Genomic DNA, 13193 nt, shown 5'->3' on the forward strand with positions numbered 1-13193 from the left:
AGGAGGGTCACGCCGACTTCTTGGCGTGTTCCTCTGCCAGCTCCAGTAGCGCGGTTTCCAGATCTTTTTCCAGTTGCCGCGCCCGCTCGATGTATTTCTTGTTCTCGGCCGTCGGCATTCCGGGTATCCAAAGCTCGGCCAGTTCGCGTACCGACCCCCGGTCATGATGGTAAAAGGTCTGTTCGGCCTGCGCGGCCTCATATTCGCTGAGGCCGATATTCTCCAGAACATAACGTCCGGCGCGCAGCGATCCGTCGAACATCTCTCGCACGATGTCATTCGCACCCGCCTGATAGAGCTCGTACACGTGGTTGCGGTCTCGGGCGCGGGCGATGATGTGCAGGTCGGGCCGCTGGCGGCGGGCATATCCGACCAGACGGGTGACTTGCTTATAATCATCCATAGCCGCGACCAGAACGGCAGCTTTTTCGATCCCGGCGGCGCGCAGCAGCTCGGGGCGTGTCGGATCGCCCAGGAAACCTTTCACGCCGAACCGCCGCATAAGCTGGATGGTTTCAATGTCATGATCCAGAACCACGGTCTTGAAGCCGCTGGCCTGCACCAGGCGGTTGACGATCTGACCAAAGCGTCCAATTCCCGCGATGATGACCGGACCTCTTTCGTCGATCTCGTCCGGTTCGACCTGCGGTTTGCTGTCTCTGGCGTAGCGGGTAAGCAAGTCGTAGAGGATGAACAGAAGTGGTGTGATCAGCATCGTCAGGGCGATAATCATCAGAAGTTTTTGGGACAGGCCCGGCGGAATCACGTTCTGCTGCGTTGAGAACGCCAGCAGGACAAAACCGAACTCACCGGCTTGGGCCAGCCCCAGCGTGAAAAGCCAGTGATCGCGGCCGCGCAGCTTGAAGGCACGCCCGACGATGAACAGGATGATGCCTTTGGCCAGAATGACCAGCAGGGCCAGACCGATCAGATCAAACGGATCAGCGAAGAAATACCCCACATCAATTCCGGCGCCGACAGTGATGAAGAACAAACCCAGCAAAAGCCCCTTGAAGGGCTCAAGGTCGCTCTCCATCTCATGCCGGAATTCCGAGCTGGCCAGAACGACGCCCGCCAGAAACGCGCCCAGGGCAGGGGAAAGGCCCACCAGCGTCATCAGGAACGAGATGCCGACCACGATCATCAGCGCCAGCGCCGTGTACATCTCGCGCAGGCGTGTGGCGTGGATGAACCGGAACAGGGGACGGGTCAGGTAAATGCCCGCCAGTACGACGAAGGCGACCGCTCCGATGGTTACAAGCGTGACCGCCCAGCCGGGCAACCCTTCGACCAATGACAGCGTGGCGTGATGATCCGCACCGTGGGCCGCACCAACGCCCCGATTGATCGAGCCATCGTCTTCAATTTGGATGCTTGCAGGTAGTGCCAGGAGCGGCAGGAAGGCAAGAATCGGGATCACGGCAATGTCTTGCGTCAGCAGGACCGAGAAGGTTGCCCTCCCGCCGTTTGTTTGCATCAGCCCCTTTTCGGACAGGGTCTGCAGCACGATCGCCGTCGAGGACAGAGATAGGGTAAGCCCTACCGCCAGCGCCACCGACCATGCGTGCCCGGCATAAAATGCCACTGCGGCGATGGCGGCGGTCGACAGGGCGACCTGCAGCCCTCCGAGGCCCAGCAGCTTGTCTCGCATATCCCAGAGGGCGCGCGGCTCCAACTCGAGCCCGATAAGGAACAGCATCATGACAACGCCGAATTCGGCGACATGTTGCAGGCTTTCGGTTTCGGCCCCGACAAGACCCAGAATGGGTCCGATGGCAATGCCCGCCGCCAGATACCCCAGAACTGACCCCAACCCCAGGCGCGCCGATAAAGGTACGGCAATCACCGCCGCTGCCAGATAGATTGATGCCTGATAAAGGAACTCATTCATTATCGTTCTTTCCTGTGCGCTCAGGTCGGGAGCGGAGCGTCGCGTTTCAATTGGTCCATCACGATCTGGCTTTGGACCCGTGCCACTGCAGGATGGGGCAGGATCACCTCGTGAAGCAAGCTGTTGAGCGCTGGCAGATCGTCACAATAGACATGAAGCAGGTAATCAGCCTCTCCGGTCATCGTCCAGGCGCTGCTGATTTCGGGGCGGGTGTTGACCATACGGGCGAAACTGGCGGATTGCTCCGGGCCGTGCGTCCCCAAATGCACCTGAATGAACCCCTGTACCTGCAGCCCCAGCTTCAGCGGGTCCAGCCGGGCGGTGTATCCGGTGATATAGCCTTCGGCTTCCAGTCGCTGGCGGCGGCGGCCCGCCTGGCTGGCGGACAGGTTCAACATCTCGCCCAGCTGATGCGCCGTCAGGTGCGCGTTTTTCTGTAAAGCGGACAATAGCCGTGTATCTGTTGCATCGAGCACGTGCGGATATTCTCCATTTTTTATTCGATACATGCGGAATTTACGCGCTTAGACTTAGTTTACACGAAAACAACGCGCAGAAACAGCGCTGATTAAGGCGTATTTTTGAATCAGCAAAGAAATTCCTGTTTTCCAAGGAGACGCGCCATGGGTCCTTTCCCGCATAACGCCCCGAAATCTGTCATCAGCGATGAAAACCCTGCCGGCACCGACGGGTTCGAATTCGTGGAGTTCGCCCACCCCGAGCCGCAGGAACTGCGCGATCTGTTTGCGCGGATGGGGTTTGAATATGTCGGTTATCACCGGGACACGCCCAAGGTCGAGCTGTGGCAGCAGGGCGATGTCACCTATATTCTGAATGCGGACGCCGACAGTTTTGCAGCCAAATTCGCGGCCGAGCACGGCCCCTGCGCCCCGTCGATGGGCTGGCGCGTGGTGGATGCGCAAAAAGCCTATGAACATGCAATTGCCAAAGGCGCCGAGCCTTACGATGAGGCCGACAAGACGATGAATGTCCCGGCCATCAAAGGCATTGGTGGCTCACTGATCTATTTTATCGACCAATATTACGACACATCGCCCTATAACGAGGAATTCGAGTGGCTGAAACAGTCCAAGCCGGGTGGTGACGGGTTCTACTATCTCGATCACCTGACCCATAATGTGTTCAAGGGCAACATGGACAAGTGGTTCAGGTTCTACGGCGACCTGTTCAATTTCCGCGAAATCCGATTCTTTGATATCCAGGGAAAGTTCACCGGTCTTTACAGCCGGGCGCTGACGTCTCCCTGCGGTCGAATTCGAATTCCGATCAACGAAGACCGGGGTGAAACCGGGCAGATTGTTTCATATCTGAAGAAGTACAAAGGTGAAGGCATTCAGCACATCGCCGTTGGCAGCGACGATATCTACAGCTCGACCGATGCGATTGCCGAGAAGGGCTTGAAGTTCATGCCTGGTCCGAACGAGGCCTACTATGACATGTCCTATGACCGCGTGACCGGTCATGACGAACCCAAGCACCGGATGATGCAACATGGAATCCTGATCGACGGCGAAGGTGTCGTGGATGGGGGCGAGACCAGGATTCTGCTGCAGATTTTCTCGAAGACTGTGATCGGCCCGATCTTCTTTGAGTTCATACAGCGCAAGGGGGATGACGGATTCGGTGAGGGCAACTTCAAAGCCCTGTTTGAATCTATCGAACGCGAACAGATTGAATCGGGTGAAATCTCGGCCGCCTGATCGCAGACCTGCAAAACCGAACGTCGGAGCGCCGTGTCTTCATGATATCGGCGCTCCGTCTCGTATTGCCGCTATCCGCGTGGCATTTTTAGCGTGATGTTCTTCCCGCGTTTCTGATAGCGCAGTTCGCTGTCACCGATGGCGACGACGTTGCCGCCGTCGATGCGGTCACCCACTTTCAATTTCTTGTACCGCCCGCTCGGCAGGCGCACCAATGCTCGGCGATTGGCCGGAGTGCCGTAGACACCGATCAGGTTGAGTTTGCGCAGGTTGATCGCGTTGTCGATGGTCGCCTGTCGCGCGACCGAGGCGGTTGTCGGTATCTTCGGCTTCACCGACCTCGGCTGGAAGGACCCGGCCTCGTCATCCGTGGCCGCCACGTTCGCAGTTGACCCAAGCGGAGCGCTGCCCGCGCCCGGTTTCTTCGCGACCAATGCGGCGATATTCGCAGGGCGTGTTTTGGGCCGGGGAACACGAACAACGGCCAGGGCGGTGGGCGTCTCGTCAACCTGCGGTCTGGATTGCAGGCTTTCAGGCCGCAATTTGGGCCGCACGGCCGCCAGCTCCTCGCGAGACCGGCCGCCGAGCTGCTGCCGCTCGAACTGATCGACAAGATTTTCCGGGCGCGGACGGGGCCGGAGGCCGGCAAGCCGGTCATCGACCTCTTCGATTACGGGTTCGGTTTCGAACCGTGTTGGCGGTTCAGGAGGTACCGATGCCGGGCGTCCCAGATAAACCGTGACGCCAGCCGGGTTCAGTGTGCCCTCGGGGGTGGGGGTCACCAACCCGCGCGCATCCAGTTCGAACCGTTGACCAGCCGCACCCGGCAGCGCGGTCGGTTCGAAAGGTTCATCGGTGTCGAGGCTGCCGGCCGAGGGCAGCGCGATCGTGTCGGTTGCAAGATCAGCGCGATCGACCGAGGTCAGATAGGTATCGGTGCTCTGGTCCCGCGACGGTTCGGCCAAAGCGGCTGGCTCAACTGGTGCAGTCCCGGTGAAGTCCCGAAATTCTGCCGTAGTATCGGGCAGTTTGGCAATCTCTTCTACGGGTTCCGGCGCGATCTTCAAGGCTTCGAGAATGGCAGCATCCGTCGCCGACAGCTCTGTTTCGCCCTCAGAGACAGCCGGGGCAGCTTCCGCTTCTGTCGGTATCTCCGCAACATCTGGTTCGCCGGGCTCAAGTGTCGTCGCGACCTCGGTCTGTGGTTCAGATGCGGGCGTCTCAGCCACTTGTGGTTCCGGCGTTTCGACCGTTGGCTCGTCCGGGCCCAGGGACCAGAGGCCCAGCACTATGCCCAGCAGAACAGATGCGGCAACGGCCGGAATGACATATCTTTTCACGCCCGCAGGCGGCGAAGACGTCGATGGCAGCGCGCTCTGAGCTGGACGGAAGGTTGATGGATCTGCCGCATCCGCAATGGCGTGGACCGGCATATCCGGCGTGTCGTCGGACGCAGTTTCGGAGGGTTCGGTCACCACTGCAGGGCTGGCGATGACCGGCTCGCTTACGGGCAATTCGTGGACCGGACCCGTCAAGGCGTCTTGGCCTGTCGCGCTGACCCAAAACGCCTCGGGAATGAAGCCATGTTCGATGGCGAACGAGCGGGCCTCATCCAATGTCTGCTGTGCCACGGCGGCGACACGAGTGTTCGCACCATCGGGAATGGCGACATAGGCCAGTTCGGACAGGTCGTAAGGTGTGGCCGTTTCCAGTACGGATCGAACTTCCTGTTCCGCCGCATCCGAATCCAGCCCATCGGTATCGACCGTTAAAAGGCGCGCTTGATCTGATGGGATGACAAGCTTGCAACTCAGATCATTTTCCAGTGCGAATCCCTGATCCCGCAGCGCCTGCATCTGGTCCGCGAAGTCCGGCGCATCCAGCGGGACAGTGCCAATGCAGTACCAGTCTCCATCCGACTGGTGATGCAAGGAAATGCCGTTTTCAGAAAATGACAGCGCAAAGGCGGGTTTCATAATCCGGATGAACCATAATTGTCAGCTTTGATGCAAACGCTCTGACGCCTGCCTACCGAATTTATAGCAGGAACTCGCCGAGGGAAAGAAAAAGGCACGTTTCCCCCTTGCCGTGTGCCGATGTGAAAACCCATCTTGAACGCAAGCAAACAGGAGGGATCACCTTGAAGACACTTGCTTTTCTGGCTGCGATGACCGCAGCAGTCGCGGCGCTGCCCGCCCATGCGGAAGAACGTCGCATCACCGTCAGCGGGACCGGAACGGCCCTGGCAGCACCCGATATGGCGACGATAACGCTTGGTGTGACCAATCAGGACGTGCAGGCATCCGTCGCGATGCAGGCCACCTCTGATGCGGTAACGCAGATTCTTGCACGGTTGGATGAGATGGGGCTGGAATCGCGGGATGTGCAGACACGCGATCTGTCTCTTTCTCCGGTCTGGTCGGGGCGCAGCAACTCCAGCAACGAGGCGCCGAAGATCACCGGTTTTACAGCGTCCAACCGTGTTTCGGTGCGGGTTCGGGATCTGGATAAACTGGGCCAGATCATGGATGCGGTCATCAGGGACGGGGCCAATGATTTCGGCGGCCTGAGCTTTGGTGTGCAAGAGCCCAAACCGCTAGAGGCTGAAGCGCGTGCAAAGGCCGTGGCCGATGCAACGGAGAAGGCGCAGCAACTGGCGCAGGCGGCCGGGATTACTCTGGGCCCTGTGATATCGATCAATGATCACGGTGGCGGCGTCCGTCCGATGGCTCAGATGCGCGAAATGGCGATGTCGGATGCCGGTGGTGTTCCGGTCGCGGGCGGAGAGATCTCCGTCTCGGTCAATATCGCGATGGAGTTCGAAATTTCGGACTGATCTATGATTCCGCGCGGGCTTGCAGCGATTGGCGCTGCCGGCCCGCCGCATCGAAATTTCCCGGAGCAAGCCAGTTCTCGAAAGCAGCCCGAATGCGCGGCCATTCGCTGTCGATAATTGAGAACCAAGCGGTATCCCGGTTGCGCCCTTTGTAATGAGTCGCTTGCCGGAATATGCCCTCGAACGTGAACCCCAGCCGTTCTGCTGCCTGACGCGATGGCGCGTTCAGGGCGTCGCATTTCCATTCGTAGCGGCGATATCCAAGCTCATCGAACACCCGGCGCATCATCAGATACATCACTTCGGTTGATTGCGGTTTACGCTGCAGCAGGGGTGAGAAATGGATGTGGCCCACTTCAATTGCACCCGCCGCTGGTTCGACCCGCAGGTACGAGGCCATCCCCACGGGCACCTCATCCGCGTCGAGCACCGTATGGAACATCGGGTCGGCATCCATGCAGTTATTCTGTGCCCATGCGGTGAAATCAGCCTCGGAGCTGAAAGGCCCATACGGCAGGTATGTCCAGTTATGGCCATCCGTGTCACTTGCAAACGCCCGGAACAAGCCGGGCGCATGTCGGTTTACATCCAACGGCACAACAGAGCAGAACCGGCCTTGCATCGGTGTGTAAGGCGGGGTGGGGCGAGGAAACTCGCCCTCTACCGGAAGACCAATAGGCTGACCCAGTTCATTTGTATCGTGCCCTGCCATCGGATCAGGCACTGGCTTTGGCGAGCGCCTGATCGAGATCCGCGATCAGATCGTCTGCATCCTCGATCCCGATGGACACGCGAACGACGCCGGGGCCTGCACCTGCGGCTTCCTGCTGCTCAGGCGTCAATTGGCGGTGCGTCGTCGAGGCCGAGTGGATGATCAGCGAGCGCGCATCGCCCAGATTGGCCACATGGCTGAAGATTTCCAACGCGTTGACCAGCTTGATGCAGGCGTCATAGCCGCCCTTGACCGCAAATGTGAACAGCGCACCCGCACCGCGCGGGTAGTGCTTTTTCACCCTGTCGCTATAGGGTGACGAAGGCAGCCCGGCATAGGTGACGTAGTCAACGCGATCATCGGCCTCCAGCCATGCGGCGATCTTCTGCGCGTTTTCGACATGGCGTTCCATCCGCAGTGAGAGTGTCTCGATCCCCATCAGCGTGTAATGCGCCGCCTGCGGGTTCATCGTCATGCCCAGATCGCGTAGACCGATGGCAATGCCGTGGAAGGTGAAGGCCAGCGGGCCGAAAGTTTCGTGGAATTTCAGGCCGTGATACGCAGTTTCGGGTTCGCTGAGCGAGGGGAACTTGTCATTCGCCGACCAGTCGAACTTGCCCGAATCCACGATGCAGCCGCCGGTGACGGTGCCGTTGCCGGTGAGATATTTGGTGGTCGAATGCACGACCAGGGTGGCGCCGTGTTCGATCGGGCGGCACAGGTAGGGGGTGGCCGAGGTGTTGTCGACGATCAGCGGAATGCCCGCCGCGTCCGCGATATCCGCCAGCGCGCGGATGTCGGTGACATACCCACCTGGGTTGGCGATGGATTCGCAGAACACGGCGCGGGTGTTTTCGTCGACGGCAGCCTTCACGGCGTCCAGATCGTCGGTGTCCACGAATTTGGCCGACCAGCCAAAACGTTTGATCGTCTGGCTGAACTGCGTGACTGTGCCGCCGTAAAGGCGCGTCGATGCCACCACATTGCAGCCAGGCCCCATCAATGGGAACAGCGCCATGATTTGCGCCGCGTGACCCGAGGAACAGCAGACGGCTCCAACGCCACCCTCAAGGGTCGCCACGCGTTCCTGCAGCACCGCAACGGTCGGGTTGGTCAGGCGTGAGTAGATGAAGCCCACTTCCTGCAGATTGAACAGCGCAGCAGCGTGGTCGGCATCGCGAAACACATAGGCGGTGGTCTGGTAAATCGGCGTCTGGCGCGCACCGGTGGCAGGGTCGGGGCGGGCTCCGGCGTGAATTTGCAGCGTGTCGAAACCGTAGGTCGGGCCGTCAGACATCTTTGAAATCTCCTGTTGGTATTGGCGTTGCTAGAATCTCTAGGGCATTGCCCCGCCGCGCACAACGTCCGCGTCACCGTAACCACAGCCCTTTGGACTTGATGGTCTTTCGAATGACCTGTTCACGCGCAGGCAGGTTATCCTGATCAAACAGGGCCCGGATTTTCGCACCCTTGCGCTGGATCACCAGCTTCTTCAGCGGATCGTATCCCTTTAGAACCTTCTTGAGCTTGTTTGGTGCAACGACGGTTTCCAGCACCTCAATCACATGGTCGCTTTCGCGGGCATAGAGCATCGGGAACAGGTGATAGTGACAGCTGACCGACCCGTCCAACAGGCCCGGCGGCAAGGCATCGCGTCCTCCGCCGAAAGAGTGGATGACCAGTGGCAGGGCCACCTGATCCAGCCAGGGGTCCAGAACCTGCCCCGTCAGTTCGGGGATTCCCTCGTCCCGGATTGTACGGGCGTAGTCGAGATACCGCTGACCAAACAGGCGAGGGCATTTGTAGAAGAAGTAACCGGCATTGAAATAAAGGTAGCGCCGCCAGTAACCCGGAGGTTGACCGGGATCGAGCGAGCTTTCGAAATCCAGCCCGAAACGGTCGTACAGCGCACGCCAGATGCCGTCATATCCGGGGCCGTAGAGCGTGGGTTTGGGCCAAGTGCCTTCGACCCTGAGTGAGGCCCCGGGCCGTTCAAAATCGAACGGCACATCGCCCAGTTCGCCGGTGATCAGCGTGTCGGTATCGAAGAACACAAAGGGCTCACCCTCGGGCATCGCCAGCAGGGCCTCGATTTTGTTGCCGATCGGGTAGCTTGCGCCAAAGGCGTGACAGTCAAACGGCAGTATTTCGGCACCCAGCTGATTCAGCGCCTGCAATACATCAGCGTCCTGAATGCTTGGGTCTTGCGGCCACAGCGGGCCTTTTTGCGGCACGCCAACAAACAGGCGTCCGCCGAACCCCGGAGCGCTGTGGCGCAGCGAGGCGGCGAACAAAAGGGCCTCATATTGCAGACGATTGTTTTGCCCGATGATGAGGATGTTGAATGTCGCCGGGCTTGCCTGCATCTTGTCGCGCTTTCTGATCGGGCCGGAATTCGGCATCTGCCTCAACCGGAAGTACAACAAGCTGTGAAGGGCGTCAAAACCCCAAACGCGAGCGGTTTGAATTTCAGCACCCAAGCTCCATCTGTTATAGCAGCAACTCAGGAGAAAACAGATGCGGATCAACGCGGATTTCAGTCAACGGGTCGCCGTTCACTTTGACAAGACCGATTGGGTTGCGTCGCCCGCCGCCGGGGTCGAACGCAAGATGCTCGACCGCATCGGTGAAGAAGTGGCGCGGGCAACCACGATTGTGCGCTTTGCACCCGGCAGCGCCTTTTCGGCGCATACCCATGACGGAGGCGAGGAGTACCTAGTGCTCGATGGGGTGTTTCAGGATGAAACCGGAGATTTCCCCGTGGGTAGTTATGTGCGCAACCCTCCGACGTCCTCCCACACGCCTTCGGCCAGCGAAGGCGCGACCATTCTGGTCAAGCTGCATCAATTCGATCCTGATGATCGCACCGAGGTGCGCCGCTCGATCAACGGGGGCGGGGATATCGAGTTGTTTCGGGATGCACATGAGGATGTTCAGGTGCAAACTTGGGCCGCAGGTGAACATATCGAATTGGACGCCGACAAGGGGTTTGAGGTCTTTGTAATCGAAGGCGGCTTTGTCGAGGCAGGTGAAGACTTTGGCACTTGGGACTGGTTGCGCTTACCGCCCGGATCGCGCTCGGCTGCCATTGCAGGAGAGGGCGGAGCCCGTGTTTGGATCAAATCCGGGCACCTCAGCGACATGGTTTGAGATCGCCTCTGCCGACAAAATAGGCAGTTTCCAACGAAATCCGGGCCATTCCGCCCGGATTTTTCATTTTTTGACCATTTGGCAAATTTTACCATTTGATAAAAAATCAGAATGTGGCAAGCTGTAGCCCATAACAAACATATCTACAGGGAGTAGAGTGATGGCACAGGGCCAGATGGCACCCGGGATCGTCTCCGGGCGGCTTTCCAGCGATGAGCTGACCTCGAATTTCACCGATCTGCATCCGCCTCTGGCCCCGCACGAGGCTGCCGTGGCCGCAGATCGCTGCTATTTCTGCTATGACGCGCCGTGTGTGACGGCCTGTCCGACGGATATCGATATTCCGTTGTTCATCCGTCAGATTCAGGCTGGGCAGCCTCGGGCGGCGGGGCAAACCATACTTGAACAGAATATCCTTGGAGGCATGTGCGCCCGCGTGTGCCCGACCGAGACGCTGTGCGAGGAAGCCTGCGTGCGTGAGACTGCCGAGGGTAAACCCGTTGAGATCGGCAGGTTGCAGCGTTTTGCCACCGACGATGTGATGGCGACCGGCGCGCAACCGTTCGAACGCGCGGCGCCGACGGGCAGGACAATTGCTGTTGTCGGGGCAGGGCCAGCAGGGCTGGCTTGTGCGCACCGGTTGGCGGTGTTGGGTCATGATGTGGTCATACATGAATCCAGGCCCAAGCCGGGTGGCCTCAACGAGTACGGAATCGCCGCCTACAAATCGACCAATGACTTTGCGCAGGCTGAGGTTGACTGGCTGCTCAAGATCGGCGGCATCACCATAGAAACAGGGTCGGTTCTGGGTGAGACAATCTCGCTGGATGGATTGCTGGGCAATTATGATGCGGTGTTTCTTTCGATCGGTCTGGCTGGTGTGAACGCGCTGCGGGCGCAAGGGGCCGACAAGGACGGTGTGCGTCACGCAGTCGATTTCATATCGGATGTGCGGCAGGCGGATGACCTTGCGCATCTGCCGGTCGGGCGCAACGTCGTGGTGATTGGCGGCGGTATGACCGCCGTGGATGCGGCTGTGAAATCCAGACTGCTGGGTGCCGAACATGTCACCATCGCCTATCGCCGGGCCCGCGATGCGATGGGTGCCAGCCGATATGAGCAGGATCTGGCCGCCTCGCACGGGGTTCGGATCATGTGCAACGTCCAGCCGGTCGCCGTTCACGGAAATGGGGCGGCGGCAGAGATCGAACTGGAGTATACTACCAGCCAAGAGGGCCGACTGACCGGTACGGGTGACACCGTTCGCGTCCCTGCTGATCAGGTGTTGAAAGCCATTGGCCAGACGCTGGAGGGCGCGCCCGAAGGGCTATCGCTGGATGGCAACAAGATCGCAGTAAGCGACGCAGGACGTACGTCGATGGACGGTGTCTGGGCAGGCGGGGATTGTGCCACGGGTGGCGATGATCTGACCGTGACGGCTGTAGCCGAGGGGCGCGATGCGGCGATGGATATCCACGCGGCTCTGTCTTCGTGACCGAACAGCGTGGGCACTGAGTATTTATGAAAAGATGAAGATGCGGATCTGCATCAGGGAGGCCGGATAAATGGCTGATTTGACGACAAACTTTCTGGGAATTTCAAGTCCGAACCCCTATTGGCTGGCTTCGGCGCCGCCAACGGATAAGGAATACAACGTGCGCCGGGCGTTTGAGGCTGGCTGGGGCGGCGTCGTCTGGAAAACGCTGGGGTCCGAAGGACCTCCGGTCGTGAATGTGAACGGGCCGAGATATGGGGCGATTTACGGCGCGGATCGGCGCTTGTTGGGGTTGAACAATATCGAATTGATCACCGACCGTCCGCTTGAGGTGAACCTTGAGGAGATGGCACGGGTCAAAGCCGACTATCCTGACCGTGCGCTAATCGCTTCGATCATGGTGCCGTGCGAAGAGGAGGCATGGAAAGCCATCCTGCCCCGTGTGGCGGAGACTGGGGCCGACGGTATTGAACTGAACTTTGGCTGCCCGCATGGGATGAGCGAGCGTGGTATGGGGTCCGCTGTGGGGCAGGTGCCGGAGTACATCGAGATGGTGACCCGGTGGTGCAAACAGTATTACGACCGTCCAGTGATCGTAAAGTTGACGCCGAACATCACCGATATCCGTAAACCCGCTGCGGCCGCCAGAAATGGCGGGGCGGACGCCGTGTCTCTGATCAACACGATCAACTCGATCACCAGCGTCAACCTGGATACGTTCAGCCCCGAGCCATCCATCGACGGCAAAGGCAGCCACGGCGGCTATTGCGGCCCGGCAGTCAAGCCGATTGCGCTGTCGATGGTCTCTGAAATCGCGCGGGCTGAGGCCACGCATGGTATGCCAATCTCGGGCATTGGCGGAGTGAGCACATGGCGTGATGCAGCCGAGTTTATCTCGTTGGGCTGTGGCACAGTTCAGGTCTGCACTGCCGCGATGACCTATGGATTCAAGATCATTGATGAATTGACGGCTGGCTTGTCGGAGTGGATGGATCAGAAAGGTTATACCAGCATCGATGAGGTCATTGGCCGCGCGGTGCCCAATGTGACAGACTGGCAGTACCTCAACCTGAACTACATCGCCAAGGCCAAGATCGATCAGGACCAGTGTATCAAATGTGGCCGGTGCTATGCCGCCTGCGAAGATACGAGCCATCAAGCGATTTCGATGTCGGCAGATCGGGTGTTTGAGGTGGTCGATGAAGAATGCGTCGCCTGTAACCTCTGCGTGGATGTTTGCCCGGTTGAAGGCTGTGTCTCGATGGTGCCGATGGCTGCCGGTGAGGTTGACCCACGTACCGGTAAGGTCGTTGAGCCGGAATACGCCAACTGGACCACGCATCCGAACAACCCGATGGCAAAAGCGGCGGAGTAGGCTGAGATTTTTC

Annotated in this window: 11 protein-coding genes; 5 read left to right on the top strand and 6 right to left on the bottom strand. The window is 59.3% G+C overall.

Annotation, left to right across the window (positions count from 1 at the left end; all coding sequences use genetic code 11):
* Window positions 1-7: 7 nt before the first annotated feature.
* The gene (locus RA27_RS03420; RefSeq protein ID WP_039534988.1) at window positions 8-1891 is read right to left on the bottom strand and encodes a monovalent cation:proton antiporter-2 (CPA2) family protein; all 1884 of its coding nucleotides are present in this window, start codon (window positions 1889-1891) and stop codon (window positions 8-10) included.
* Window positions 1892-1911: 20 nt separating this feature from the next.
* Window positions 1912-2367, bottom strand: a complete 456-nt coding sequence (locus tag RA27_RS03425) for an Lrp/AsnC family transcriptional regulator (RefSeq protein WP_039534990.1) — start codon at window positions 2365-2367, stop codon at window positions 1912-1914.
* A 147-nt stretch (window positions 2368-2514) separates the two neighbouring features.
* Here RA27_RS03425 and hppD point away from each other — a divergent pair, with 147 nt between their 5' ends.
* A complete protein-coding gene (gene hppD, locus RA27_RS03430; RefSeq protein ID WP_039534991.1) occupies window positions 2515-3612 on the top strand; it encodes a 4-hydroxyphenylpyruvate dioxygenase in 1098 nt (365 codons plus the stop codon).
* A 71-nt stretch (window positions 3613-3683) separates the two neighbouring features.
* Here hppD and RA27_RS03435 read toward each other — a convergent pair whose 3' ends face one another.
* Window positions 3684-5588 carry a hypothetical protein gene (locus RA27_RS03435; protein ID WP_039534993.1) on the bottom strand — a complete coding sequence of 635 codons (1905 nt, stop codon included), beginning with the start codon at window positions 5586-5588 and terminating at the stop codon, window positions 3684-3686.
* 164 nt (window positions 5589-5752) lie between these two features.
* On the opposite strand from RA27_RS03435, the gene RA27_RS03440 reads away from it, so the two are divergent.
* Window positions 5753-6448 (top strand): SIMPL domain-containing protein, encoded by a 696-nt coding sequence (locus tag RA27_RS03440; RefSeq protein WP_052265210.1) that lies wholly within the window; start codon window positions 5753-5755, stop codon window positions 6446-6448.
* 1 nt (window position 6449) lies between these two features.
* Here RA27_RS03440 and RA27_RS03445 read toward each other — a convergent pair whose 3' ends face one another.
* The 3 genes from RA27_RS03445 to RA27_RS03455 all read right to left on the bottom strand — a co-directional run bounded on the left by RA27_RS03445 (window position 6450) and on the right by RA27_RS03455 (window position 9526).
* The gene (locus RA27_RS03445; protein WP_039534995.1) at window positions 6450-7160 is read right to left on the bottom strand and encodes a GNAT family protein; all 711 of its coding nucleotides are present in this window, start codon (window positions 7158-7160) and stop codon (window positions 6450-6452) included.
* 4 nt (window positions 7161-7164) lie between these two features.
* Window positions 7165-8457 carry an O-acetylhomoserine aminocarboxypropyltransferase/cysteine synthase family protein gene (locus RA27_RS03450; RefSeq protein ID WP_039534997.1) on the bottom strand — a complete coding sequence of 431 codons (1293 nt, stop codon included), beginning with the start codon at window positions 8455-8457 and terminating at the stop codon, window positions 7165-7167.
* Between the two features lie 73 nt (window positions 8458-8530).
* Window positions 8531-9526: a hypothetical protein gene (locus RA27_RS03455; protein ID WP_039536912.1), complete on the bottom strand. Its 996-nt coding sequence runs from the start codon at window positions 9524-9526 to the stop codon at window positions 8531-8533.
* Between the two features lie 151 nt (window positions 9527-9677).
* Between RA27_RS03455 and RA27_RS03460 the strand changes: the two genes are divergently transcribed.
* From RA27_RS03460 to preA, 3 genes are all read left to right on the top strand, one after another.
* Window positions 9678-10310 carry a cupin domain-containing protein gene (locus tag RA27_RS03460; protein ID WP_039534999.1) on the top strand — a complete coding sequence of 211 codons (633 nt, stop codon included), beginning with the start codon at window positions 9678-9680 and terminating at the stop codon, window positions 10308-10310.
* Between the two features lie 160 nt (window positions 10311-10470).
* Entirely contained in the window at window positions 10471-11805 is a 1335-nt protein-coding gene (locus RA27_RS03465) for an NAD(P)-dependent oxidoreductase (protein WP_039535001.1), read from the top strand.
* Between the two features lie 70 nt (window positions 11806-11875).
* Window positions 11876-13180 (top strand): NAD-dependent dihydropyrimidine dehydrogenase subunit PreA, encoded by a 1305-nt coding sequence (gene preA / locus RA27_RS03470; RefSeq protein ID WP_039535003.1) that lies wholly within the window; start codon window positions 11876-11878, stop codon window positions 13178-13180.
* Window positions 13181-13193: the final 13 nt, after the last annotated feature.

This window comes from Ruegeria sp. ANG-R, assembly GCF_000813985.1.
In the GTDB taxonomy this organism is placed as follows: Bacteria; Pseudomonadota; Alphaproteobacteria; order Rhodobacterales; family Rhodobacteraceae; genus Ruegeria.